A 24,249-nucleotide genomic window follows, 5' to 3' on the forward strand; every position below is an offset into this window, starting at 1 on the left:
TAGCATCGATTAATCTGAAGAAGTGGAATGCGGGTTATGATTGAATCGTCGACATAGATAAACGGAGGCTGACTATGACTTACTCACAGATCTGGAACAACTCAGGAAATGAAGCCGATATTCTTTATTTGGAGCAGCAGATTAAGGCCGTTAAAAAAGAAATAAAACGAGCAGAAGCTGCAGAGCTTCAAGAAATATTGGATCAAGCGAATCGTAAGCTGGCTGAATTGGAAGCGAAGCTGGACGAGCTTGAGGATTAGGAGCTCACCGCCCTTTTGTACCGTTTGAACTTTATGTTTCTGAATTTGCACCGGTGTCTATATAGTTTTATAATTGTAGTTTACTTAATCGTATTACTGGGAGGAATGGGGAAATGGATAAAAATAGAAAATATATGCTTGTCGGTGCGCTTCTGACAGGGGTAGGTGTCTCTTTGATGGCCTATACAGCAAGCCGCTATACTTCGTTTAAACGAATCGTAGCCAATACCATCCGTTTGGAAGAAATCGCCTCTCTAGAAATCTCGCGATTGTCTTCAGTTCCCGGTGAAAAGAAAGACATCATTATTACTGATCCTGCTGTTATTGAGCGGATTTTTGCTGATTTCTCTCATGTTCAATTAATGAAATCGGCCCGAAATGTCAGTTCTGACAAAAACTTCAGCTATTATATTACGATAGTTCAGGCTGACTGCAAGCAACGATTTGATATTATTTTAAAAAGCAGACAGCATATGATCATTTATGATAATGATTTAAGCAATCCTCACTTGAATGCCTATAAAATTATCAGCCCTTATTATCCGCAAGCACTGGAACAGGTTTTCGACTGATTATATAGAGGTGCGCAATGAAGTAATATCATAGCCCATTTCCTGCATAGCATCCAATCCATTTATGATCTCTATTGTCCGGGTGCCGTCCCAGCCTTTAGCCGTTCCATATTCGATCCATTCGCGGATACGCTGTGGATGATTTAGATTATAGACATCTTCAAAACCCTTTTTATGGTTTTGCAGCAGATAGCCTGTATTTAGCGGACAACCGGCAATAGGATCATCCCATGTTAGGAGTTGGATGCGGAGGGGGTGGAGCTTTACATTTTTATGATAAATCTTTAATTCAAGCAGACTCCGTTCGTCATGGATTCTCATGCCCAATATATAGCTGTATTCCAGTTCCCTGAGCGTGATAGAACGCAGCTTTTTTTTCATGAAAATCGCCTCTCATCCTAATAATTTTGTTATCATAGCAAGCATAGGGATATTTTTCAAGCAATCAACAGGAAGGATGTTTATATGAAGTATGAATTTGGGGTCATGGCATCCATTACAGAATTGGTGGAGTACCCGGATGAGCAGAGTGATACCTATATTCCGCACCCGAATTTTCAGATCATCATGGATCAATTGGGTATTACAGTACCCGTTGCGGAGATTTATGAACATTTTTTTGCCAACCCTGTTCACACCGGACATGTGCTCGTTTACAGCAATCCAGAGCAACCAAACGCTTGTATTGTCCTCGACACTTACCGTGATCCGCTGGACCAGCTAGACATGATTTATTTCGGATGGCGCTGTTCGTCCGAGAAAGACAATATCCGTGAGCTGTCCCGGCGTTTTTATGATGAATGTGAATTTGCGGTCCGTTATGAAGAAGGTCAATCCGTGCTTTACAAGGTGTTGAAGGAGGATACCTATCCGCGAAAATTTTACTATAATACCGTGTTTGAGCAGCAGTTGAAACGATACCCGGCAAAATAGGCGCTAGAAATACATAACCGAATCACTTAGCACAAAAACGCGAGTTCAGGGCAATGCCGCCCAGACTCGCGTTTTCTATATACCTGTTTTTGAAATGCTCTGCATCATTCAGGCAATTACTGTGCCGTCAGCAGCTGCTCCAGAATTTCGGCGCGAATCTTCAGCAGGCTCAGCTCTTTCAGCGAACGGCTGCGCTGTGGAGTATCAATTTCAATAATTTTTACAATCCTGCCCGGATGTCGGGACAAGATCATAATTTCATCCCCCAACAGCAGGGCTTCATCAATATCATGCGTAACAAAAACGATGGCGCATTTCTTGCGCTCCCACAATGCGATTAATTTCTGAACTAAATCAAACCGCAGATGATAGTCCAGGGAGTGAAAAGGCTCGTCCATCAGCAGCATATTTCCGCCGTGATAAAAAGCGCGGGCAATGGAGCAGCGCTGCCGCATGCCTCCTGACAGCTGATGAGGATAATGATTCTTGTAGGCAGCAAGCCCGACCTCTTCCAAAAATGCTTCGATTTCCGACGCAGAGGTCGGAGAAGCCTCCTTAACAAAGCTGATATTCTCACCAACTGTAGACCACGGCAGCAAACAATCCTCTTGAAAGACATAGGACAGCTTTAGCTCTGGATGCACAGTGACCCTGCCGGAATCGGCGCTTTCGGACTGTGACAGGATATTCAGCAACGTTGTCTTTCCCGCACCTGAAGGGCCTAGAATACAAATGATTTTCGGCATCTGGATTTCAAGACTGATTTTTTCCAGGATTGGAACTCCCGAATAGCGTTTGGAAACTTCTTGTAGTGTAATAAGCATAAGCCCCACCCTTATTTATTCAAATGCGTCGGCAGGCTTACCCTGCTGCGGAACAGAAATGTAATGCAAGATTTGATCACATTCCAGAAAATAGCCATAAACAACGCCAGGGCAAACACACGATCGGTCTCCAGATTTGTTCTGGCATCGGACAGCAGGCTGCCGATCCCGTCGACGGAGGTCAACAGCTCCGCCATTACGGCCAGCTTCCAGCCCAGTCCCGCTGAGGTGATCATGCCTGATTTCAGATAACTTTTGAGCGAAGGCAATATGATATGCCGGAGAATCTTATTGCCGGGCACATGATAGACCTTGGCCATCCGCATCAATTTGCCATCGATCGCCGCAAATCCCTCGTACAGATTGACCACCAAAACCGGTGTAGTGGACAACACGATAATAAAAATTGCAGGCAGATCCGTAAGCCCAAACCAAATGATCGCGATGCCCAGCCAGGCGATCGGCGGCACGGATTGCATTATATCGATGACTGGTTCCAGATAAGGCTTCCAACGCGGATAAAGTCCAAGCAGCAGCCCCAGACAGCCGCCCAGCAGCAGAACGCAGACCATGCCGATCAGCAGCTTGAGCAGCGTGCGATAAACTGCATAATAAAACTCCGGATCACCGAAATAGCTCAGGACCGTGCGCATCGTCTCCAGCGGGCCAGGCAGGACAAAAGGGTCCATCTGCATAGCTACAAGCTGCCACAGCAAGGCAATGCCCAACAGGGATATGGCTTTTTTACTTAGGCTGATAATAGAACTGTTCATCGGGAAGCTTGCCTCCAATGCTGTCCTTGCTGTAATTCATTAGCGTCTGGTAATACGTTGACAGAACCTCTTTGCTCTCGGAAGCGGAGGCGAAATCCAGCGCCATATGCGGAATCGCTTTCTCAACCACACCGGCATCCAGCTTGAAATACTTGTTGGCCAACTGAGCCGCCTCTTTGGGGTTGTCCAGCGTCCATTGCAGCGCTTTTTGATATTCTTCCTGGAAGCGGGCGACCAGTTCCGGCTGGCTGGCAATTACTGACTGCTTGGTTGCGAGTCCGGCGTTGGGCAGATCGGTGTTTAATTTGGTAACCTGCTGCCATTCCTTTTTGTAATCCACGATCGAGCGCACCTGATCATTTTTCATTTGTATCGCGGTAATTTGCGGCTGAATGCTCACAATTGTGGAGGCCTTGCCGGATAACAACAGCTGAGCTCCCTCAGCCAGCTGGGTGTAATGCAATGTGATGTCTTTCCCTGGCTCCAGTCCGTTATGCTTCAAAAAGGTCTGCGTAATATAATCGACAGGCGAGGATTTCATAGGCACATACAGCGTTTTTCCTTTAAGATCCGCCCAGCTCTGGATGGACGGATCTGTTGTAATCATGCTCATCACTGACCAGGTATTCACATTCATCAAGGAAAGATCCATTCCCTTGTTATACATCACGACGGCATTGTTCAGTGGCAGAGCTAAGAAGCTTACTTGATTGTCCTTAGCCAGCGCGGTCAGCGTGTCGATGGACTCCCAGGTTTTGAACTCGATGTTGACCGATTCTCCCAATGCCTTGGATTCAATTAGCCTCAGAATAGGCAGAGAAGGCGGAGAAGGAGGGCCGCCGACCGTGATATTCAGTGTTTCTGCCGGGCCAGCGGAGGGAGCGGCGGATTTGGGCGAATTTTCATTTTTTTGTTGCGAACAGGCACTTAACATAAAAAATAAACTTAACAGTAAACTGAGGCACAAGGCATAAACAGATTTAGCTTTCATCGTGAGTTCCTTTCAAGCGGTTATTTTGACAGCTAGATGGTAATGTTGATGAATTTTATTGATAATTATTCTCAATTACAGTGAAAATAAAAACCTATCATAAGACATGATAGGCCTGCGCCCAACTATTTTTTGCTGCTGCAAACGGCAATATAATTCAGATCTTTACCCGTCGTATTAAAAAAGGTATACATCTTTTTGAACTGTTCCCGGTTCTCTTTCTTGAGCCCGTTTTTCACAATACGCAGCGCCCCGATAACCCCTTCATCGCGAATGAGTCCATTGATACTCATTAAGGACATGGGACCGGTAGCATTGTCTACTTGCTTAAAGCCTGCGGAGTGGAACAATCCCGCCCAATGCCCAACATACAGCGGCTCGACATTGATGTGAATGGTGCGGCGAAGCTCGGCTAGATGTTCTTCCATATTTTCCTTGGCAAAGGTAATATCATGTGTTAGCAGAATGCCGCCAGGCTTTAGTACCCGATAGTATTCGGCGACTGCCTTTTCCTTCGCAGGCTGGTTAAGCATCGTGAGCATGGCTTCATTAATGACAACGTCAAAGCTCTCATTCTCAAAAGGGAGCTTCATCGCATTGCCTTGCCGGACATGGATATAGTTTTCCAGATTGGCATTTTTAATATTTCGGTTTGCTTTTTCCAGCGCCCGCGGGTCCATATCAATGCCGGTAATTTGACAGTGGTATTTCCCGGCCAGTTGAATGGAGGTGGTGCACATATTGCAGGCTACCTCCAAAACCTGGCTGTCCGTACTCAGATTGGCTTGCTGGATCAGCCAGTTGGTTGCTGCAACGCCGCCGGGCCGCAAACGTTTTTTTCCCAACCGCGCCAAAAAATTATGGCCTACTTCTTTTTTCATCGCATTCACCCCATTACTTATCCGGCTTGACTACAACCAGAAGCATCTGAAACGCTTCTGTTGCGTATAGGGCATGCGGAATATTGGCCGGCATAACTAGGGTCTCCCCCGCATGAACTGTGTAGTTATCTTCTCCAATTGTAATTTCCGCTTGCCCGGACAATATGTTGACCATGGCATCGCCCGGGGAAGAATGGCCCCCAATCGACGAGCCTTTATCCAGCGAAAGTAAGGTCATTGCCAGATTTGGCCGCTGTACAAGGGTCAGACTGGAAACCTGCTGTTCCTCTATTGTGATGATTTCTTTCAAATCTATGACTGCGGATTGCGGCAGTTTTTTAATAAATAAACCTGTTTCCATTTTGAATACCTCCGTTTTATATACTGATTTGCAAAAATTTGCAGCTGCTGTGGGCGGAATAATCATGCCATGTGCCCGCTGGGACGATAACAGATGCGCCGGCTGTCAATTGATAGGGCTCTGCCGCCACCAGCAGATGAAGCTCGCCTTCCAGCACATGGATGATTTTAGATTTGGGGGAGGTCTCCGAACTGATAGTCTCCTCCTGATCCATGGCATACAATACCCATTCCGGTTGTGCTGCTGTTTCGGCTGCAGCTACGGGTAATGACAGCGTTCGGCTCGCAATCCGGTGCGGCTTGACGCTGATCATATCTGTTAAGAAAAATACCTTGCCTGCTGTAATTCCACTCATACGATCCCCCTATTCAAAGTACAGTGTTTTGATTATTTCCAAATTGCTTGATTGAATGATTCCTGCAATTTGATATAATGAGAATGACTAATGAGAATTATTCTCATTTATTTTATTGTAGCAGAGTATTCATCATGACTCTGTTGCCATGGCAACAGGAGGCTGAGAAAATTGCAGAAATATCTGAGCAGGATACAGAGCACCACTTTGTTTAAGGGATTCGCGGACCGGGAGGTGCAGCAAGCACTGAGCTGTCTGCAGGGCACAATCAAGGATTTTGCGCGGAAGGAGGTTGTTTTTAGAAAAGACGATATTCTGGATTCGGTGGGCATTATTATCCATGGAAATGTTTTGTTATGCAAAGATAATATCTCAGGCATGAGATTTATTTTCTCGGAACTCGGGGATGGAGAAATCTTTGGCGAAACGGCGCTTCGCCTTGTCCAAGAGCACAGCGGCTATGAAGCGGTGGCGGGATCGGAATGCCGGATTCTGTTTATCAAAATAAATAAAATCGTCCGGCCCGGCCAGGACACTTGCCATTTAAGGGGACGGATCATTGAGAATATGTTGGCCCTGCTGCTTGAGAACAACCGGTCTATCTATCAAAAGCTGGATCTGGTCTCCCACAAATCGCTGCGGGACCGTATCCTGCATTATTTGGCCCTCCAGACCAAAAAAAACAATTCCGCCTGTTTTGAAATTCCGTTTACCCGCAGCGACCTGGCTGATTATTTGACTGTTGACCGCAGCGCCTTGTCCAGAGAGCTGCAGCGAATGGCACAGGACGGGCTGATCCGGTTTAATCGAAATCAATTCGAGCTGTTGGACGCGGAGAATCAGCTGCGGATCAGCGATTTTTAGAATAATTTCTCCAAACATAGTAAAGGAGTAAACAGAGGGAATAATCAGCTAGAAAGCGCATTGGGAAAGGATTTGACCGATCTAAACAGCATAAAAGAGGTAGTTAAAGTTAGCTAACTGTTGACTTGAGTTTTGATTTGTTGATTTTAGCTATCTATCGTAGTTACTCATAAATACAAGAGCCCGCGTCGAACGCGGGCTCTTGTATTTTACTCTCCTCCAGTAGCCACCGGATTCTCCTCATATGAAATCCAATCACTCCAACTACCCGCATACAATTTCACATTCCTATACCCAGCTTTTCCGAGCGCGAGCACATTCGGGCAGGCACTTACACCTGAACCACAGTACACGATAATCTCTTGCTCAGGATCAATTCCCTCATAATGCTCTTTCAGCACCTCAGTTGATTTCCAGCGCCCTTGCTCATCCAGTACATCCTTCCAGAACTTATTGATCGCTCCGGGAATATGACCTGCCTTCGGATCAATGGGTTCTTCAAGTCCTTCATAGCGGCGGGACTCGCGGGAATCCATCAATAGTGCGCCACCGTCGTTAACTACATTTTGCACATCTTCCATGCTAACAAGCATCTTCTTCTGAACATCTGCTTCATACTGGCTAGGAATCCTAACCGCTTGATGATCACTGACGGGAAACTTACCATTTTTCCAAGCAGAGTAGCCTTGATCCATTACATACACACGTTCATGTCCCAAATATTTAAGCATCCACCACAGACGGGAAGCGTAAGCTCCACCTTGATCATCATAAGCAACGACAATACTATCTCTGTTAATGCCAACCTTGCTAAGAACGGTGGTTAGCTTCGAGATCTCAGGCAGTGGGTGGCGTCCACCGTGTGCGCTTACTGGAGCGGAGAGCTGTTCTTCCAAATGTAGATAAACTGCTCCGGGAATATGATCTTCTGTATAGGCTTTACGCCCAGCTTCCGGGTCAGTAAGTAAAAAACGGCAATCAACTATAACAAGTTCAGGCTCGTATAACCGAGCAAGCAGCCATCGAGTAGAAACGATCGGTTCCATAAAGTAGCCTTCTTTCCTGTTTAATATGTATGGAGTCATTATAGCGGAAAATAAAAGAGGGCGCACCTTAAGCTTATGGCTTAAACTGCGTCCTCATTGAATTAGATCAAACGATATCCTGATGGCAAGCTGCCGGTACGTTGAATGGTGCGAACCTGCGCCGGGGTCAGCCGTTGATTGCTTGAAATGAGCGATTCGACATCTCCTCTTCGCAGAAAGTCGTCCAGTTCGCGGATGCTGCGGTTGCCACGCAAAATGACGAAATTATCGCGGAAGGCAGAACGATCGAATAACACAAGCGTAGCGTTCGGATTTGTGGAGAAGAAGCGCAAGCTTTCTATTCCTGTAAGGACTGAATCTATATCTGCAATGCCCAGGTTGCCGCGAAGAGTTCTGCGAAGCCCCCGAAAGTTCTCCTCACTAAACACTCTTAGCCTAGGATATATTACAGATGTTACTTTTTTTGTAATCATGGTTAATCCCTCCAAGTTCGATTGACGAACTGTCGTTTTCGACAACTCGCCGCCAGATTTACCATAAATGAATGCGGTAGTTTCGACTGGAAAAAGGAGTGACCTGGGCGCTAGGCTCCGGATTACTCCTTTTTGTTGTTGTAAGCAATTCCTAGATCAAACGATATCCCGAAGGCAAGTTACCGCTGCTGCGGATATTACGGATTTGTTCGAGGGTTAAGCGTTGGTTAGTAGAAATAATGGATTCCACGTCATTACCTGAAATGAAATCATCCAGATCCCTAATGTTGCGGTTCCCGCGAAGAACACGGAAATTTCCTCTAAACCGGGTTCTTGTGAAGAGTACCAGTGTAGCATTGCTGCTAGTAGAGAAGAACCGAAGGCTCTCAATACCATCGAGGATGTTGTCCGTATTACGAATACCCAGGTTGCCAGTATATACTCTACGGCGTCCATTGAAGTTTTCTTCATCGTACACGGTCAAGCGAGGGAAAGTCTGAGAAATGTGAACTTCTTTTTTCATTTGTAATTCCTCCTTTGTTATCTAATCTATGTTCATATAACTTTTTGGCTTGGCTGAAAGTCTAATAGAAAGCCCTTATTTGCATGAATTTATTATTTTGGGCTTTACTCCAACGATATATTAGTGTACTATTTAACTATTACACTGACACAATATAAAAAATGAACAATACATTAGTTGGCAGGGAGGATTCGCATGAAACAGGGGAGTGGTATAGAAATGCAAGATTCAATCGTTCTGCAAATGAATGAGGTAAGTAAGATCATCAAAGGAAGACCGATTGTGGATAAGCTGACATTTGATATCCGTAAGGGTGAAATTGTTGGATTGCTAGGTCCAAACGGTGCAGGAAAGACCACAACGATTCGAATGATGACGGGTTTAATAAGGATGAGCGAAGGCGATGTGATTATCCAAGGCCACAGTGTGAAAAAGGATTTTAAGCAGGCGATTGGCCATATCGGTGCGATAATTGAAAATCCAGAGTTTTATCCCTATATGACTGGACTTGATAATCTGAAGCAGTACCAAAGAATGACGGATAACATTGAGGCTGGCAGAATAGATGAGGTTGTAGAACTGGTAGGACTTCAAGAAGCGATGAATAAAAAAGTAAAGGCTTATTCGCTGGGGATGCGCCAACGTCTTGGGATTGCTCAGGCGCTTCTCAATCGGCCAAAGTTATTGATTTTAGATGAACCTACGAACGGACTTGATCCGGCCGGAATACGGGAAATGCGTGATTATATGCGTACCATCGCCGAAGTGGAAGGCATTTCTATTCTGATTTCCAGCCATTTACTTACTGAAATTGAACAAATATGCCATCGGGCTATTGTGATCCAGAATGGTAAGCTGGTGACCGTAACTACGATTGGTGAGGAGCAGGAAGCAACCGCACAAGTGAAGCTCACCATCCGTGTAGGATCAATCGAATCCGCTATAAATATCTTGGAGCGCTTGGATTATGCGGAATTGATCTCTATGGATAGCGCGCGATCTGAAGTGACAGTAAGTCTGCTTGATAGCAGAGTACCGGAGCTTGTATCTACTTTTAGTGATGAAGGTGTGGGGATTTTTCGGATTACGGAGAATAAACAAAGTCTTGAGGAAGATTTCTTGAAATGGACAGGAGGAAACCGCATTGCGTAACTTTAATAATCTGATTGTGAATGAATGGCTCAAGCTCTCAAAAAAACGCACATTTTTTATGCCATATCTGATATTAATTCTATTATCCCTGCTGTTAGGTTATATAGTTCATTCTGTCTCACCTGGCCTGTTTGAATCAGCTTATGATTTTTCAGCAATGATGCTGCTTTCCCAAGGGATTGGGCAAGTGATTACAATTCTTGCGATTATCGGAACAGCAGGTATTGTCTCAAAAGAGTATAGTCAAGGAACCATCAAGTTCCTGCTTATCCGCGCCAGAAGCCGTACAGCAATCCTCGCATCCAAATATGTGGTTGTACTGTTGTATGCTTTGACTTTGACTGTCATCGGAGGTATAGCCGTTTTTGGAACAGGAGCTTTGTGGTTTGGACTAAGTGGTGGAGAAGCGGGTATGAGTGAGATGCTTACAAACCTATTGTATAATCTCGTTAGTACGGTTGTGTATGGAACACTTGCTTTTATGCTGGGGATATTGACCACTTCAACGGGAGTAACGATAGGGGCTACTATGTTTGCGTTAATGATAGACAAATTGATTATTTCTCGTGATTTTTACAAATATGTTCTGTTTCCAAACTTAAATTTATCTGCTTATGAAGGTGGAGGAGCACCTATGCCTGGAATGACACTGACCTTTTCTGTCGTGATGCTTGTCTTATACACAGCTTTCTTTCTTCTCGTAGGTTTCTCCGTCTTTAGACGAAGGGATGTTGCTTAATCATGACAATCGAATTCGATAACAACCTGCCGATTTATATACAGATCATGAATTACATCAAAGGTGAAATCGTCACAGGCAAGCTGAAACCGGGAGACAAAATACTCTCAGTACGAGAACTTGCCAGTGAACTGCAGATTAATCCGAATACGGTGCAAAGAACTTTTCAGGAACTGGAGCGTGAAGAAATCGTGGAAACCAGGCGTGGAATGGGAAGATACGTCACAAGTAATGAAGGTACTATCCTGACCATCAAAAAAGAAATGGCCAAAGATGTGCTAGATCGTTTCATTCGTGGTATGCAGGATCTTGGCTTTCAAGGCGAAGATATTTTAGCGGCGGTTGCGGAGAATATCCGTAACAAGGATAAAGAATAGGGGGATAAACAAGTTGGGGAATATACTTGAGGTTCATGAAGTTACAAAAAAATATAGATCCAAGCATGCCCTCCACAAGGTATCTTTTAATCTGAGTGCGGGTAAGATCACAGGACTGCTGGGCAGTAACGGCAGCGGCAAAAGTACACTTATGAAAATCATCGCTGGACTGACACAACCTACCTCTGGTCGTGTATCCGTCATTGGGGGTTCTGTAGGAACAGAAAGTAAAGCGGTGGTGTCGTTTATGCCTGATAAGCCGCTTACAGAATCCTGGATGAGTGTTTCCGATGCTCTGAAATTCCAAACTGACTTCTATCCGGATTTTGATCAGACTAAAGCCTCGCGAATGTTGGAGTTTATGAAACTAAGAGCGCAAGATAAGGTAAAGGACCTGTCCAAAGGGATGAACGAACGTTTACAGCTTACACTTGCCCTATCACGCCGAGCTAGCCTTTATTTGCTGGATGAACCCATTGGTGGTGTAGATCCGGTAGCTAGAACAAAAATTCTTAACGCGTTAGTAGAGTTTTATGAAGAGGACAGTACCATTCTCTTATCAACCCATTTAGTATCGGATATTGAGCGGATCTTTGATGATGTGATTTTTATAAAAGAAGGAGAAATTCTGATGCATACTGCGGTGGAGGATATTCGGCTACGCCATGGCAAAAGTATTGACGAACTGTTCAGAGAGGTGTACGCAGAATGCTAAAGCTAGTGAAGTATGATTTTAGACGGGATAGGGATAAGTTTCTTGCAGTTTTTGTAATCATAATTCTGGCACAGATTGGGTTAGGATTTACCAAACTGCATGACTATGAACGGTTTACTTTGAACGGAATAGCTTATGTTATTGCAGGACTGATCTTTCTTGTCATGGCAGCAAAAACCTTTTTTAACAATATAAATTCCTATAATCGTCGCCTAGTGCCCGTAAGAACTTTGAACACAGTCCTTTCTCCGTTAGTGCTCTATTTAGCTCTAATGCTGGGTATTATTTTAATAGCTTTGATCCATTTTGGTGTGTATCTTTCAATGTATCCCTCCTCATTTCTTCCGGAGAATTTCTGGAAAGTGGGATTGTTAGTTCTCTTGCAGGCGTATTGGTTTGCCGGTTATATCATGCTTACCTTGATGGTCTCCATTACGGTTGCACGAAGTGTGAAATTTAAGGGGCGAGTATGGATTGGGCTGGCCACTGCGTATTTGTTACAGAATGGAATATTCTATTTGGAGTATTTTATTTTCAAAAGTAACTTCACTGCTTGGGAAAGTGTATTCCAGTTCGAGGTCATAGATGAGATGGATACCGCAAATGGGATACAGCTTATACAGGGTCATTTGAATCTAGCTCCTCTTCTGTTTGAAGCGGTGATAGCAGTTCTTCTTATAGCGGTCATCATCAAGCTCGTTAATAAAAGAGTGGACATCTAGCCACAACTTGGCGGAATAGTTTTTAGAACGGAGACAGGGCGATTTAGCTTTGTCTTCGTTTTTGTGCAAAAAAAAGACGTCCTTCTAAGTGAAGGGCATCTGTTAGGGTAAGTTCTACAGACCTTCAACCCGAAGGGTGGCGGTCCATGTTTCAAGCTCTCTTATTAGGCGTTCTTCCTCATTTTCGTCCAAGCGGAATTTAACTCCATATTGATATTGGCCCAGCCCAAACATCCAACCCCACCGGACGCTGCATAAGAGCTGAAGCTTCTCTTCATTTAATTGAAGATGAATAATAAGCCTAGTATCTCTTGCAGTGAATCGAAGATTCAAAGGAGTACGTACCTTACAACCCGAACGGCTAAGATCGAGTAATACAGCCTCTGTTAACTTTCCAGCACCTGGACCGGAATTGTTAAGCGGAACTTCAATCCAGCATTCAAGCGGATGGTTCATAACATAACGGAATGGTTCTTTCCTGCTGGACACATCCATAATTTTCCTCCCCATTGTTTATTTGCTATTATATCGAAAGGGAATGTTGAGAACAATCTACTAAAGTGCTATTTTTAATTAAGAATTAATTTTTTTAATACTAACGAAGGTGATGAGATTTATATGTACCAATACCTTAATGAAACGTTCCGTAATCACAATTTTGATCAAGGAAGCTTGCAGGATGGTGAGTTAAATAACTGCACATTCGAGCAATGCTCCTTCAAAGGCACTTCTATGGAAGAGATGAACTCTATTGGCTGCCGATTTATTGATTGTGATTTTACTGGAGCCATGCTTAATGCGTCTCACCATAAAGGTTCAGCGTTTACCAATTGTAAATTTACGGGAGCGAACCTGTTTGTATCTAAATTCGAAGATTGCAAGATGGTTGGATCGGATTTCTCAAATGCATATTTGGACGGAATCTCCCTACTCGGAGGGGACTGGTCGTACACGAACCTAAGACATACTAATCTAAGCAGACAGGATCTGCGAGGGATTCGATTTACAGAAGCGGATTTAATGGGCTGTAATTTGCAAAAAAGTGACTTGCGCGGAGCGGATTTGAGCCGTGTACAATTGTCTCAATGCAAACTTAAGGGAGCGGATATGCGGGAAGCGATTGTTGAAGGAATTGATTTAAAGAGTCTGGATCTGCAGGGAGTGCGGATGGATATTGAACAGGCGGTACTCTTGGCACGTTCATTTGGGGCAAAAGTAGGGAATTAGTAAACGGACGGCATCAGTTGCTAGCGTGGATCATAAAGACCTCCGCTAGCAAATCAATGCTTGAAGCGGAGGGGGGGCAGTGCAGATTATTATGAGTATTCTAACTGCTGAGCCTATGTATTATGGCATATGTAATAGTATGCGTTAACGTAACCGTTTTCTGGGTTTTGCCCACCATTTAATCCATAAGAATCCATCATCATCACGAAAAAACTTTATACCTACCCAGCGTAAGGGTGTCCATACTTCTTTAAAATAATATGAAGGCATAGTCTGTTAGACCCTCCTATATAGTAAATTATTACTATATATTACGCTAATTCTACGGGATTCACAAGCTAGATTTACTAATAATTACATATTGTCCGGGTGAAAGGGGTTGAGGATGCATTATGCAGGACCTAAGGCACCGCTTGAGCTACCGAGAAGTGCACCCCTCCATTTTACATAGACGCTCCACGTCATAGTGGATAGCAGTGGTCGATGTCATGAAAGACAAAGGAGTAGTAGTTCTCTAATAATAGGAGAACTACTACTCCTTTTTTTTGGATCGTTGTTTGGCTGCTTTTACACCGCCGAGTCATATTCAGTTTACTGAAGCTTAAGGACCCGGATGACGTTATTAGCATGTTTTTAACCTTTTGAGCGTGCTTTCGGACCTCAGAGACATTATTCTATATGAAGAGCCTGTTATTGAGTGTTTTTGGTGCCAATTGCGGCTGTGGTGTCCGTTAATATCCAAAAAGCGAGCTAACGCTGCGTATAAGGTCAGCTGAGTCCGATAGATGATTCGTAAGCGAATGAGATGTAATTAGGAAGTTAGATGTTCAGATCATTGAGGCTACTCCAGCAGTCATTTCATGGGTAATGGGATGGCTTTTTTTTGTTGCCGAGTTGGATTCGAATCTAGTAAAAACACAATGTTAGAAGGGGATAAGCACAGTCATTTTATGATGCCTCGCATTTAATAAACGGAGAGGATGTGATGAGATGACAGAAGGCGAGTTTATAGCGAAGATTGCGAATTTTGCTGTAAAGGACATGCAGCTCACTAAGCTTCCTGCTTCGTTAACCATTGCTCAAGCGGCTCTGGAGTCAGGCTGGGGCAGCAGTGGATTGACTGTGAAAGCGAATAATTTGTTTGGGATCAAAGGAAGTGGACCTGCTGGCAGCATTACTGTACAAACTACCGAATATATTAACGGTAAAGCTGTTAAAGTGAATGCCCCTTTTCGAGCCTATAACAACTGGGGAGAATCTATCGCGGATCATTCCGACTTGATTGTGAATGGAGTCTCATGGAATCGCAACCTTTACAGCAAGGTTCTCGGTGCGAGTGGCAAGGTGGCCGCACAAGAGATTGCCGCAGCTGGTTACGCTACTGATCCGAACTATGCAGCTAAGCTGATTCAAATTATGAATACCTATAATCTGTATCAATATGACGACAAATCCATGGGAGGAGATGATGAGATGTCAGCAGAGGATAAGCAAAAGCTTGTTAGTCTAGAATCGGAAGTAAAGGAACTGCGTGCTCTTTTAGCAGCTCTTACAGATAGCAGGGATACGCTGAAAACAGGTGTGCAAGAACAGGGGCAGTCGATTAATAAGCTTACGGATCGGGTGACATTCATTGAAAATCGGGCAGTCATGAATGTCCCTGCATGGGCTGAAGCGGCTGTGAAAGCAGCGACTGCGGCAGGACTTCTCGATACTCCATCGGGTGGCAGTTACGATTTCTATCGTATATTAACGGTGCTGAACCGTGCAGGTTTACTTGTAACAGGAAGTAAAAAATGAAATAAGGAGGATTAAAAAACATGTATAACGATGCTCTCAACAGTGTGCTTGCCTTTGCTTCAGTCCTAGCTGTTTTTGTAATGGCACTTGTACAACTTGTGAAGAACAGCATTGAACTTCCGCGGAACATTGTGCCAGTAGTGGGGTTGGCTATTGGCTTGCTGGTTGGAGCAGTTGCCTACCCGTTCACTGATATGAATCTGATTCTGAGACTCTGGGCGGGGGGGCTTGCGGGACTATCAGCGACCGGTTTGTTTGAACTAGCTTTTAATAAAAGGGAGGGGACGAAAAAAGATGATAAATAGATCTGGCCTATGAGTTTTATAAAACAATCGTTTTACACTGGTAATGTGGCTATGCATTCTATCGAGAACACTAATATATTATGGTATGCCAATTTATAAAGGGGGTGCAACGATGGGAACTTACCTTGATGCAAGAACATCTCAAAATGCCAGCCTCGCCAACTCTATATCTATTCCTATTACGGTACTTAACACGCCGCAGCTTTTTGGACAGATTGGGCTGTTAACGGCTGGAGTGACTACCAATCCACGTGTTCTCCTTAAAGGAACGATATCAGTGACGCTTCCGCTAGCGTTAGTGGGCATCACAATTACGATTGTAAGAGGAACCTTGGCTACCGATCCAAAAGTGTATTCTGCTACTTCAACTTTTGCTCTTAGTATATTGGCTCCGCAAGTAATAACCTTTTCAGCAGCGGATTTCTTACCAGCCATCACACCTCAGCTCACTTATACAGCATTTGTTTCTTCTAATCTTCTCGGTACAGTACGTGTGGGCCCAGAAAGCTTTGATGGTATTTTAGTTTCTGATTAATTGTAGAGCCTTTAACCTCGCTGGTAGCCCAGTAGAGGTCTTTTTTTTAACTGAACGCCCAATCTTCTAAGGGGATCATTACATATCTTATGATGTATTCTAAATACGGAGGAGGTCTTCTCATGGGTGCTGAATATGGTCATGTTGGTGGTGCTTTTACTTCTACAGGCGCAATCTTAGTTTTATTCATCTTATTAGTAATTATTACAAGCGCATGCATATTCTAAATCACTAAAATAGCAGAGCTCCATGTTGGTATTTTGCCGACTTGGGGCTTTTTTTTGTAGATATTTTGTCCGTTAAGGTAATATAAAATAATAAGTTAAAAGAATACTAATCACGTAGTGAATAACATGAGTTTACAATACTATGATTTTGAATATTCAAATATACATGTTATCTTAATCTGATAACATAGATTAATACTGTTAAATTTTACTTAGGAGAGAGCTAGTTTGAAGAAAAAAATGATGATCGGAATTTCTTCTGTTATTGTACTTTTAATCATTGTTGTAACTGTGGGAAGCTTTTATTTCTATCATGTTGCTATTGCACGTGCTTCAAAGGACTTCTTAAATGAAAGCCCTGACCTGCAGTCCAGTCCAGAGGTAGAACAATCTAAAGATACCTCGAAGGCAGACCAAGAGTGGTGGGATACCCAGAGCTTTGATAGATGGGAAATGAATTCTGATGACGGAATACAGCTTAAAGCGTACTATTTAGCTGCTCCTGAACATTCCGATAAGACAGTGATTATTGCTCATGGCTATGCTGGAAATGCGACTCAAATGAGCGGTTATGCCAGAATGTATTATGAGAGACTTGGATATAATATTTTGCTGCCGGATGCCAGAGGACATGGAGAAAGTGAGGGTGACTATATCGGATTTGGATGGCCAGAACGTAAGGATTACCTGAAGTGGATACAGAACGTTCTGAAAGCAAACGGTGAGGATACACAGATCATACTGCACGGCGTTTCCATGGGGGGAGCTACCGTAATGATGACAAGCGGTGAGGATTTACCAGCTAATGTTAAAGCAATTGTGGAAGATTGCGGCTATACCTCAGTAAGGGACGAGCTTACCTTTCAATTAAAAAGAATGTACCATCTCCCCGCCTTTCCAATTGTAGATACGACCAGTATGCTAACAAAGATCCGGGCAGGTTATTCCTTTGGTGAAGCCTCAGCCTTAGAACAGGTGAAGAAATCTAAAACGCCAACTCTGTTTATTCATGGCGATAATGATACTTTTGTTCCTACGGAAATGGTTCATACGGTATATGAAAATAGTCCGGTCGAGAAGGAGCTTTACATCGTTCCTAATGCGGGTCACGGAGAAGCTTTCCGCATGGATCCGGTTAAGTATGAGAGCGTAGTTTCTGAGTTTATCGGAAGATTTGTGAAATAGTTGTTGCTGAAAAGGCTGCCGAAAGGTAGTCTTTTCGTGCTTATAATACCGTTAAACATAAATTCGGGGCCCTCTTTCGAGAGCCCCTTTCATGGGAGATGATAGAATCAAAGTATTATATTTTATTGTTATTTCCATTTCAACTGATACAATAGGCTGAATTTGTTTAATTAATCGCTACATCAAGTTGTAAATGTTAGTTTTAAGTAGAGTTCGTCAACAAGTTGTCAACAACGCGATAACAACTACGCCTTTGTTTTCCTTGCTCGTTTAACAATCTTTGGAGGTTGGAGGAAGGTATTGAAAACGTCAGCTGCTGATTGATCTGCAGCTTCAATAATATGACCATAGATATTCATTGTAGTTGATATCTTAGTGTGCCCTAGTCTACTAGAGATGATTTTAGCATGAACACCACTGCTAATTAAAAGAGTGGCAGAAGTATGACGTAGATCATGAAATCTAATGTATCTTAACTGTGGATTTCTAGCGTGGAATTCGCGCCAGTAATCTCCCCAATTTTTTGGGAATTTAGGACGTCCATTGTCGTGAGCGAATAAAAATGAATATTCTCCACCTTCCCATGGAACTTTAAGCTCAGTGCGAACCCGCATCATATGCTTTTGATATTCTACAAGTTCTTTTACTACGGAAGAAGGCAACGTTATCGTTCTTCCTGTACCACGTTTAGGACCCTTGATTACAGGCATACCATTTTTAAACATTGGAATAGTTTGATGTACAAGGATACTACCTTTTTCTAAATTAATATGTCTCCATTCAAGACCCAAAAGTTCTCCACGGCGCATTCCTGTAGTGAGAGCTAAAGTAACAAATATTTTGAATTTAATAGTTTCTTTTTGGAGGGACTTTAGAAGTTCAGCCACTTCTTGTTCGTTATAAAAACTCATCTCCTTTGGGGTCTCTTTGGGTTTATCGATCCCATCCATTGGATTTACTTTGATAACTTTCCAAGACACCGCTTTGCTGAATATACTTCGAAGTACTCTGAAGCAATAAACCACTGAGGCTTCACCAGTTTTTTTTGATAGCTCGTCCAACAGGGTGACAATATCTAAAGTCTTAATTTTATCCATTTGTATATCACCTAAAATAGGAGTGAGTTTTGTCGTAGAGTGGTATTTGTAATTGAAAGCACTTGTTTCAGCTAAATTTTTATCTACAAATTTATCGCTCCATAAACCAGTGAATTCTCTAAATGTCATTTTTTCAGGTCTAAAATAATTTCCGGATTCAACTTCTATTTTGAATTTATTCCATTCTGATTCTAAGTGATCTTTGAGTTTTTTTGTTGTTTTTAGTAATGCAGTATCTTCAACTCGATAAGTCATCGTTTCTCGACCGCGCTTTGTTCCCGACCCTGTTTCAACTGTAAATAACCAAGAACTTTTACCTCTCTTTTGAATACTCGCCATTCAGATCACCTCGAAAATTTACTATAATTATGTATTTTCAAATTTCAGAAATTTTGAAATGACCCATGTATATTCCACAAATCTGTATTTGATTCGGGACATAAAATTTCGCTTCATAATCATCATTCTCTGGGGATAATTTGATTTGGGAATCATTTTCAGACCAATGTATGCGTTTCAGGAATCCTTCCTCACTGTCATTTACAAGTGCGGCAACTAATTGACCATTATGTTCTGCCCATTGAGCATGACGCATATAAACAATATCTCCATCCGTAATTCCGATATTTATCATTGAGTCACCTTTGACGCGTAGTGCATAATCCGGTTGTTTTTTGTTGGGAAAAGGATAGTGGATGTACTCCTCAATATTTTGATCAGCAAGAAGACCATTTCCAGCACAGATTGTTCCGAGTAATGGTATTTCTCTAAATCGCGGATGTTGCTCAAATAGGTCGGGAAAAATATCTGACTTTGCAATTTTCAAGGTATCTGAGATTATTTGTAGATTTCCCATAGACATTAGTGTTCTACCATTAACATAATCAGAAATAGTGCTCGAGGCTACTCCTGTTCGTTCACTTAATTCTAGTTGAGTAATTCCTTTTAGCATTAAGACTTTTTTTAAGTTAATAGATATTTCTTTCATAAGATTAACCTCGTAATCAGTGAACTTTTTCCGCGCCACTTTGAAAACCTCCGTTTTTTTCCGGTTATATAGAAATAATATTTATTATATCCGATTTAATCAGATATTAAAAGTTAAATTTGGAGTTTTGATGTTGACAATCCGATTTAATCGGAATAATATTGGTTTGGGAGGTGAGGCAATGGACGATTACAAAATTACTTGGAGAGCCGCCAGAGTAAATGCAGGTTACACTTTAAAAGAAGTCTCCGAAATGACCAAAAAAAATATGGATCTCATTCGGAGGTATGAGAAAGATTCGACTGATATACCCTGGGCCTTAACAAATGAGTTACTAAAACTCTACAAAGTGCCAGCAGAAATAATTTTTTTTGGCAGGGAATCCGATTTAATCGGAAATATCAAAGTTTATGCGATTATATCGTAATTAGGAGGAGGTTAAATGAAAGAAGAACATGTTGCATCTGATTTTTTGGATGCTGTTGCTGAAAAAGTCGCATCCAAGATTTTACCAACTGTTTTAAAGAAAATTGAAGAGAACATTCCCATAAGTGGGGATAAAATGGTTGAAGCTGAAAAAGCTGCTGAAATATTAGGCGTCTCTAAAGATTTGATTTATCGTCTCTGTAGTCAAAAACAAATCCCGCATGTGAAATCAGGAGCGCCTGGTTCACGTAGACCAAAAATGATGTTCAGTATACGTTCTTTGGAAGAATGGATACGGCAACAAGAACGTTTAAATTGCCCAACATGGGATAGTCGAGCTTAAAATCCTTAAAGATTGACTCAAAAAGGAGATATAAATCAATGAAAGAAGAAGACAAACAGGAAGTACGAGGAATGATTGCGGAAGCGTTTCAGTTTATCCCTAAAGGCGATGTATTTATCAATGGAGCTACAGTGACAATTGCTAGTCCAACAGACGCAGAAGCATTTTGGAATGACTCTGAATTGGTTAAAAGGTTCGGCGGAGGAACAATCACCAAAACACCAATTGAAGATGGAGTACACGAACTGAAGAAGAAACTAGCCTTGATTGGAAATGAATTAGTTACAGTGGTATCCAGCCTTGATTGCAAAGCGGTTGAACTGGGGGTTTTCAAAGACTCTGGAATCGGCTTTGAATTAGACAAACTAGCAGAGTTGACCAGCAAACTTTTTAATGCGTTGGAAAGCAAAGAAACCACCGCTGGAACGGTGGCTACTGATACCGAACATGAAAAGGACGTAACAAATGCGAAAATTCTTGTTAAATCAGAATCCATTACAACTGATCTTGCAAGAGAATATTGGGAAGAACGTTCAAAACTTATTCTAAAGCATCAAGGACGCCTTTGATAAGTTCAATCGTAAATCTCTCGTTGTGGAGTTTCAATGCTGCTAAATCAGCTTGCCGAATAGCTTCTTGAATTGGTTTCCCGTCATTTTGAAGTTCCTGGGTAAGTTCCAATCCATCTTTAATATAAAGTGGCTGAAGTTTTTCAAATAGTGCTGCGGCGATTTCATCAACATTTGGTTTAGACACAAGTAATTACCTCTTTTCTTAGTGGGGTTGTTAATCCGAACAATATCCATTTTATCACAAGAGAACGAATGTCGAAGTGAAGGAGTTATCTCAATGAAAGAAGATTTACAAATAGCTTATGAAGCTCTATCAAGAGTAACAGCAACTGCATTAGCTACTGGAGACAAAATCGCTTTGAGAGAAGCCGGACTTGCTCGGGCCAAAACACTGGAGTTAAAGACAATGCTTCAGCGGCGTGAGGTAAAGCCCCAAAGAGTAAGGCTTAACCGTGTTGAGAATTATTGCTTACCAAGTTTGTGAGGGAGGAGGAAAGATAATGGGAGAAAGTGTAGGGGCAGTGAATCAAACGGTCCAGAGTGAAGTAAAGGACACTCCCGAATGGAAAAGCCTCGTCTCAGTGAGAGAGGCTTTAGGAAATATCGATCCGGTGTATGCAGAAATTGTTTCGGAAGTACTCAGCCTTATTGGTAAAAAAAGCGTGACTTATGAAGCAGCCTTATATATTCTCGAACGTTCAAAAGAAGCTCTGAGAAAATGCACCTTGTTACAAGACGAGTACACGCCTTAAATATCTTTTACCGGAAGGAGATTCGGATATGTCAAAACAAAATAAAGAAGCCACCACACAGGCGGCGACTTCAAAAACTTGTTCAAAATGCAAGCACAAATCCAAAGTAGATACTTATAAGTTTTGCACACGATGTGGGAATAAGCTTCATTCTTAAAGGTTGGGAATTGACCGTGATTCATAAACAGATGGTTTAGGCTGTTTCATTTTCACTCCGCACTTCGTGCAGAAAGTACCAGAGTAGTTAATGGCTTGTCCGCATTCAGGACATGAAGAGATTAATTCTGATCCGCAATCTCCACAGAATCGATCATACACATCTTCGGTTCCGAAATCGCAGTCAATGGAAGGGCAAATACTAATGGTTTCTCTTGCCAAGTGTAGCGCCTCCTTTCTTAGATGATTTGGTGGATCTGGACAATTCCCATTTTATCACAGAGAGGAAATGATTTTAGGAAGGAGAATCAGAGTGCTCATTGATATCAGCAAAATCAAGGTAACGGATCGTATCCGACAAGAGTTCAACGACATTGAAGGGCTTGCTCAGGATATCGCAGAAAACGGACTTATTAATCCAATTGTAGTCACGTCAGATTACACTCTGATCGCTGGAGAACGTAGATTACGAGCGCACCGTCACCTAGGAAGAACTCAAGTCGAAGTCAGGGTTATGGAGGTTCGAGATTATCTCCACCAGCGGCAATTGGAATATGGAGAAAACGAACACCGAAGTGACTTTACTTGGTCAGAACGTACCAGGCTTGGTAAAGAACTGGAACAGCTTAAAAGGCTTGAGGCTGAAGAACGGATGAAAGGCAACAAGGAAAATTTTCCTGAGCATGAATCCGGTCAGATACGCGACATTGTTGGTGAACAGATAGGAGTTTCGGGCCGGCAGTTCGATAAGATGAAATTCATTTTGGAGAATGCTACTCCTGAAGTCATTCAACAGTTGGATGACGAAGTGATCAGTACTCATAAGGCCTTCAAGGAAACCAAGGAACGTCTTGAATCTGCACTTCGTGAAGCAGAAGAACGTGCGGAACAAGCTGAGTATGAAAAGGAAGAAATCCAGCGGCAACATAAAGACGTTGTTCCTGCATATCAAGTACAAGAAGCTGTTTCAGCGGCATTAGAGCAGCATGACGAAGAACAAACGGTCTATCTGAAACAGAAGGAAAAGGAAACTGAAGCACAGCTTAAACAGCGTGATGATTACTGGAAAGATAAAATGAAGGATGCTGTCAAATCAGAAGAGTTGAAAGTTGAACAGTTGAAAGCGGGGTACCAGCGTACTAAGGAAGAACTTGAAGCCTTAAAGCTTCAACAACCTGACGATTTCGATGAACAGCAAGCCAAGCTTAAACTTAAAAGCCTTCAATACAATGTAGACCTTAATACGACTCAATTTAATATTAAAGTAAATAAATTTCTTGAAACGGCCGGACTTACAGCTCTGATGATCGGTTCAATATCGAGCGCCAGTAGTGGTGAGAAAAAGAGGCTTAATGAGAGTCTTAATATGCTTCAAACCTTTATTGATCAGGTGCGGCCAGCCGTAAACGGCAGAAGGGCGGTTGAGTGATGAGTGATACAAATCAAATACTGGCGGTAGTGAATCAACAACTTCAAGTAACTGAGCAGCAAGGAGCAGCGCTCAGGATGATGTTCGAAGGACTCGAATCATTTAAGGCGGATATCATTGAACACAAAGAAGAAGTTCAGATGATGGTTCAGGAGGTACGAGATAGTGTCACTTTGACTGATGCAGAGTGTTACCAACTTCAACATGCTGTTCGATTGAAATCAGCCCAATTAACCAAGGACCGTTATAAAGAAACGGATGAAAAGTTTAAAGATATCGTCGGGCGGCACCGGAGAAGCATTTGGTCAAAACTTAAAGAGCGTTTTGAGGTTGCTAAGTATTCTCATATTCGACGGATTGATTTTGAGGATGCAATTGAGTTCATTAAAACATTCAGACCGGAGGATTACCTATGAGACCTAAACTTGAGCCTGTTGTATCTTCAAATATTGCTGCTGTTGGTTACGACAAAGAAATACAAACACTCTTTGTTCAATTCAAGGGGCGCGACACAGTGTATGAACATTCTGGTGTACCGCGCTTAACCTATGAAATTATGATGGCTGCTGAATCAATCGGAAGCTATTATGCACGAAACATCAAGAAGACTTATCCTGGCACTGCTGTTGTAGGTGATCAGTCATGA

38 protein-coding genes are annotated in these 24,249 nt (G+C 42.6%); 23 read left to right on the forward strand and 15 right to left on the reverse strand.

Annotation, left to right across the window (positions count from 1 at the left end; translation table 11 throughout):
• Positions 1-74: 74 nt before the first annotated feature.
• A complete protein-coding gene (locus tag MHH46_RS13340) occupies positions 75-260 on the forward strand; it encodes a hypothetical protein (protein WP_076126066.1) in 186 nt (61 codons plus the stop codon).
• A 113-nt stretch (positions 261-373) separates the two neighbouring features.
• Positions 374-832 carry a hypothetical protein gene (locus MHH46_RS13345; protein WP_076126068.1) on the forward strand — a complete coding sequence of 153 codons (459 nt, stop codon included), beginning with the start codon at positions 374-376 and terminating at the stop codon, positions 830-832.
• Here MHH46_RS13345 and MHH46_RS13350 read toward each other — a convergent pair whose 3' ends face one another.
• The gene (locus tag MHH46_RS13350) at positions 833-1,213 is read right to left on the reverse strand and encodes a hypothetical protein (protein ID WP_076126069.1); all 381 of its coding nucleotides are present in this window, start codon (positions 1,211-1,213) and stop codon (positions 833-835) included.
• Positions 1,214-1,297: 84 nt separating this feature from the next.
• Between MHH46_RS13350 and MHH46_RS13355 the strand changes: the two genes are divergently transcribed.
• Entirely contained in the window at positions 1,298-1,765 is a 468-nt protein-coding gene (locus tag MHH46_RS13355; protein WP_076126071.1) for a hypothetical protein, read from the forward strand.
• 116 nt (positions 1,766-1,881) lie between these two features.
• Here MHH46_RS13355 and MHH46_RS13360 read toward each other — a convergent pair whose 3' ends face one another.
• From MHH46_RS13360 to MHH46_RS13385, 6 genes are all read right to left on the reverse strand, one after another.
• On the reverse strand, positions 1,882-2,589 hold the full coding sequence (locus MHH46_RS13360; RefSeq protein ID WP_076126073.1) for an ABC transporter ATP-binding protein: 708 nt from the start codon (positions 2,587-2,589) through the stop codon (positions 1,882-1,884).
• An 11-nt stretch (positions 2,590-2,600) separates the two neighbouring features.
• The gene (locus tag MHH46_RS13365; protein ID WP_076126075.1) at positions 2,601-3,362 is read right to left on the reverse strand and encodes an ABC transporter permease; all 762 of its coding nucleotides are present in this window, start codon (positions 3,360-3,362) and stop codon (positions 2,601-2,603) included.
• Positions 3,334-4,353: an ABC transporter substrate-binding protein gene (locus MHH46_RS13370; protein WP_076189937.1), complete on the reverse strand. Its 1,020-nt coding sequence runs from the start codon at positions 4,351-4,353 to the stop codon at positions 3,334-3,336. Before MHH46_RS13370 ends, MHH46_RS13365 begins: the two co-directional genes overlap by 29 nt.
• 125 nt (positions 4,354-4,478) lie before the next feature.
• Positions 4,479-5,234, reverse strand: coding sequence for a class I SAM-dependent methyltransferase (locus tag MHH46_RS13375; protein ID WP_076189938.1), 756 nt, complete (start codon positions 5,232-5,234; stop codon positions 4,479-4,481).
• 13 nt (positions 5,235-5,247) lie between these two features.
• Complete coding sequence (locus tag MHH46_RS13380; protein WP_076189939.1) at positions 5,248-5,595, reverse strand: cupin domain-containing protein; 348 nt, start codon at positions 5,593-5,595, stop codon at positions 5,248-5,250.
• A gap of 16 nt (positions 5,596-5,611) precedes the next feature.
• Positions 5,612-5,950, reverse strand: coding sequence for a cupin domain-containing protein (locus MHH46_RS13385; protein ID WP_076126083.1), 339 nt, complete (start codon positions 5,948-5,950; stop codon positions 5,612-5,614).
• A gap of 171 nt (positions 5,951-6,121) precedes the next feature.
• Here MHH46_RS13385 and MHH46_RS13390 point away from each other — a divergent pair, with 171 nt between their 5' ends.
• On the forward strand, positions 6,122-6,814 hold the full coding sequence (locus tag MHH46_RS13390) for a Crp/Fnr family transcriptional regulator (RefSeq protein WP_076126085.1): 693 nt from the start codon (positions 6,122-6,124) through the stop codon (positions 6,812-6,814).
• Between the two features lie 209 nt (positions 6,815-7,023).
• On the opposite strand, the gene MHH46_RS13395 is transcribed toward MHH46_RS13390, so the two are convergent.
• The 3 genes from MHH46_RS13395 to MHH46_RS13405 all read right to left on the reverse strand — a co-directional run bounded on the left by MHH46_RS13395 (position 7,024) and on the right by MHH46_RS13405 (position 8,856).
• Positions 7,024-7,860, reverse strand: coding sequence for a sulfurtransferase (locus MHH46_RS13395; RefSeq protein ID WP_076189940.1), 837 nt, complete (start codon positions 7,858-7,860; stop codon positions 7,024-7,026).
• Between the two features lie 101 nt (positions 7,861-7,961).
• Entirely contained in the window at positions 7,962-8,333 is a 372-nt protein-coding gene (locus MHH46_RS13400; RefSeq protein WP_076126088.1) for a hypothetical protein, read from the reverse strand.
• Positions 8,334-8,484: 151 nt separating this feature from the next.
• Positions 8,485-8,856 (reverse strand): hypothetical protein, encoded by a 372-nt coding sequence (locus MHH46_RS13405; protein WP_076126089.1) that lies wholly within the window; start codon positions 8,854-8,856, stop codon positions 8,485-8,487.
• A gap of 195 nt (positions 8,857-9,051) precedes the next feature.
• Here MHH46_RS13405 and MHH46_RS13410 point away from each other — a divergent pair, with 195 nt between their 5' ends.
• The 5 genes from MHH46_RS13410 to MHH46_RS13430 are packed head-to-tail and all read left to right on the forward strand — an operon-like array spanning position 9,052 to position 12,561.
• Positions 9,052-10,008, forward strand: coding sequence for an ABC transporter ATP-binding protein (locus MHH46_RS13410; protein ID WP_081386289.1), 957 nt, complete (start codon positions 9,052-9,054; stop codon positions 10,006-10,008).
• Positions 10,001-10,747, forward strand: a complete 747-nt coding sequence (locus tag MHH46_RS13415) for an ABC transporter permease (protein ID WP_076189941.1) — start codon at positions 10,001-10,003, stop codon at positions 10,745-10,747. Before MHH46_RS13410 ends, MHH46_RS13415 begins: the two co-directional genes overlap by 8 nt.
• A 2-nt stretch (positions 10,748-10,749) precedes the next feature.
• Positions 10,750-11,124, forward strand: coding sequence for a GntR family transcriptional regulator (locus tag MHH46_RS13420; RefSeq protein WP_076101764.1), 375 nt, complete (start codon positions 10,750-10,752; stop codon positions 11,122-11,124).
• A 13-nt stretch (positions 11,125-11,137) separates the two neighbouring features.
• Complete coding sequence (locus tag MHH46_RS13425) at positions 11,138-11,839, forward strand: ABC transporter ATP-binding protein (protein ID WP_076126093.1); 702 nt, start codon at positions 11,138-11,140, stop codon at positions 11,837-11,839.
• A complete protein-coding gene (locus tag MHH46_RS13430) occupies positions 11,833-12,561 on the forward strand; it encodes a hypothetical protein (RefSeq protein ID WP_076189942.1) in 729 nt (242 codons plus the stop codon). Before MHH46_RS13425 ends, MHH46_RS13430 begins: the two co-directional genes overlap by 7 nt.
• Positions 12,562-12,675: 114 nt before the next feature.
• Here the strand turns inward: MHH46_RS13430 and MHH46_RS13435 are convergent, their stop codons facing one another.
• The gene (locus tag MHH46_RS13435; RefSeq protein ID WP_076126099.1) at positions 12,676-13,056 is read right to left on the reverse strand and encodes a PilZ domain-containing protein; all 381 of its coding nucleotides are present in this window, start codon (positions 13,054-13,056) and stop codon (positions 12,676-12,678) included.
• A gap of 123 nt (positions 13,057-13,179) precedes the next feature.
• Between MHH46_RS13435 and MHH46_RS13440 the strand changes: the two genes are divergently transcribed.
• The 6 genes from MHH46_RS13440 (at position 13,180) to MHH46_RS13465 (ending at position 17,840) form a co-directional block, all read left to right on the forward strand.
• On the forward strand, positions 13,180-13,788 hold the full coding sequence (locus MHH46_RS13440) for a pentapeptide repeat-containing protein (protein ID WP_076126101.1): 609 nt from the start codon (positions 13,180-13,182) through the stop codon (positions 13,786-13,788).
• 990 nt (positions 13,789-14,778) lie between these two features.
• Entirely contained in the window at positions 14,779-15,588 is an 810-nt protein-coding gene (locus tag MHH46_RS13445; RefSeq protein ID WP_076189943.1) for a glycoside hydrolase family 73 protein, read from the forward strand.
• Positions 15,589-15,608: 20 nt separating this feature from the next.
• Positions 15,609-15,893 carry a holin gene (locus MHH46_RS13450; protein WP_076126104.1) on the forward strand — a complete coding sequence of 95 codons (285 nt, stop codon included), beginning with the start codon at positions 15,609-15,611 and terminating at the stop codon, positions 15,891-15,893.
• Positions 15,894-16,005: 112 nt separating this feature from the next.
• On the forward strand, positions 16,006-16,428 hold the full coding sequence (locus MHH46_RS13455) for a hypothetical protein (protein ID WP_076126105.1): 423 nt from the start codon (positions 16,006-16,008) through the stop codon (positions 16,426-16,428).
• Positions 16,429-16,550: 122 nt separating this feature from the next.
• The gene (locus MHH46_RS13460; RefSeq protein WP_111503812.1) at positions 16,551-16,655 is read left to right on the forward strand and encodes a sporulation protein YjcZ; all 105 of its coding nucleotides are present in this window, start codon (positions 16,551-16,553) and stop codon (positions 16,653-16,655) included.
• Between the two features lie 228 nt (positions 16,656-16,883).
• Positions 16,884-17,840: an alpha/beta hydrolase gene (locus MHH46_RS13465; RefSeq protein WP_076189944.1), complete on the forward strand. Its 957-nt coding sequence runs from the start codon at positions 16,884-16,886 to the stop codon at positions 17,838-17,840.
• Positions 17,841-18,085: 245 nt separating this feature from the next.
• Here the strand turns inward: MHH46_RS13465 and xerC are convergent, their stop codons facing one another.
• Positions 18,086-19,276: a tyrosine recombinase XerC gene (gene xerC / locus MHH46_RS13470; RefSeq protein ID WP_076189945.1), complete on the reverse strand. Its 1,191-nt coding sequence runs from the start codon at positions 19,274-19,276 to the stop codon at positions 18,086-18,088.
• A gap of 37 nt (positions 19,277-19,313) precedes the next feature.
• A complete protein-coding gene (locus MHH46_RS13475) occupies positions 19,314-19,925 on the reverse strand; it encodes a LexA family transcriptional regulator (protein WP_256717154.1) in 612 nt (203 codons plus the stop codon).
• A gap of 181 nt (positions 19,926-20,106) precedes the next feature.
• Here MHH46_RS13475 and MHH46_RS13480 point away from each other — a divergent pair, with 181 nt between their 5' ends.
• From MHH46_RS13480 to MHH46_RS13490, 3 genes are read left to right on the forward strand one after another with little or no spacing between them, the layout of a single operon-like run.
• Positions 20,107-20,352 carry a helix-turn-helix transcriptional regulator gene (locus MHH46_RS13480; protein ID WP_256717155.1) on the forward strand — a complete coding sequence of 82 codons (246 nt, stop codon included), beginning with the start codon at positions 20,107-20,109 and terminating at the stop codon, positions 20,350-20,352.
• A 15-nt stretch (positions 20,353-20,367) separates the two neighbouring features.
• A complete protein-coding gene (locus MHH46_RS13485; RefSeq protein ID WP_076189947.1) occupies positions 20,368-20,694 on the forward strand; it encodes a helix-turn-helix domain-containing protein in 327 nt (108 codons plus the stop codon).
• Between the two features lie 38 nt (positions 20,695-20,732).
• A complete protein-coding gene (locus MHH46_RS13490; protein ID WP_076189948.1) occupies positions 20,733-21,263 on the forward strand; it encodes a hypothetical protein in 531 nt (176 codons plus the stop codon).
• On the opposite strand, the gene MHH46_RS13495 is transcribed toward MHH46_RS13490, so the two are convergent.
• The gene (locus MHH46_RS13495) at positions 21,235-21,450 is read right to left on the reverse strand and encodes a hypothetical protein (RefSeq protein WP_076135692.1); all 216 of its coding nucleotides are present in this window, start codon (positions 21,448-21,450) and stop codon (positions 21,235-21,237) included. The two genes, MHH46_RS13490 and MHH46_RS13495, sit on opposite strands and share 29 nt — an antisense overlap.
• A 93-nt stretch (positions 21,451-21,543) precedes the next feature.
• Between MHH46_RS13495 and MHH46_RS13500 the strand changes: the two genes are divergently transcribed.
• A complete protein-coding gene (locus MHH46_RS13500; protein ID WP_076189949.1) occupies positions 21,544-21,750 on the forward strand; it encodes a hypothetical protein in 207 nt (68 codons plus the stop codon).
• Positions 21,751-21,766: 16 nt separating this feature from the next.
• Positions 21,767-22,018: a hypothetical protein gene (locus tag MHH46_RS13505; protein WP_076189950.1), complete on the forward strand. Its 252-nt coding sequence runs from the start codon at positions 21,767-21,769 to the stop codon at positions 22,016-22,018.
• A 153-nt stretch (positions 22,019-22,171) separates the two neighbouring features.
• On the opposite strand, the gene MHH46_RS13510 is transcribed toward MHH46_RS13505, so the two are convergent.
• Positions 22,172-22,396, reverse strand: a complete 225-nt coding sequence (locus tag MHH46_RS13510; protein ID WP_405132611.1) for a double zinc ribbon domain-containing protein — start codon at positions 22,394-22,396, stop codon at positions 22,172-22,174.
• 91 nt (positions 22,397-22,487) lie between these two features.
• Between MHH46_RS13510 and MHH46_RS13515 the strand changes: the two genes are divergently transcribed.
• The 3 genes from MHH46_RS13515 to MHH46_RS13525 are packed head-to-tail and all read left to right on the forward strand — an operon-like array spanning position 22,488 to position 24,249.
• Positions 22,488-23,603, forward strand: a complete 1,116-nt coding sequence (locus MHH46_RS13515) for a ParB N-terminal domain-containing protein (protein ID WP_076189951.1) — start codon at positions 22,488-22,490, stop codon at positions 23,601-23,603.
• Positions 23,603-24,019, forward strand: a complete 417-nt coding sequence (locus tag MHH46_RS13520; RefSeq protein WP_076189952.1) for an ORF6C domain-containing protein — start codon at positions 23,603-23,605, stop codon at positions 24,017-24,019. Before MHH46_RS13515 ends, MHH46_RS13520 begins: the two co-directional genes overlap by 1 nt.
• Positions 24,016-24,249, forward strand: coding sequence for a KTSC domain-containing protein (locus MHH46_RS13525; RefSeq protein WP_076189953.1), 234 nt, complete (start codon positions 24,016-24,018; stop codon positions 24,247-24,249). The genes MHH46_RS13520 and MHH46_RS13525 overlap by 4 nt, the downstream gene beginning before the upstream one ends.

It is taken from the genome of Paenibacillus sp. FSL H8-0175, from assembly GCF_045040615.1.
Classification (GTDB): Bacteria; Bacillota; Bacilli; order Paenibacillales; family Paenibacillaceae; genus Paenibacillus_AQ; species Paenibacillus_AQ odorifer.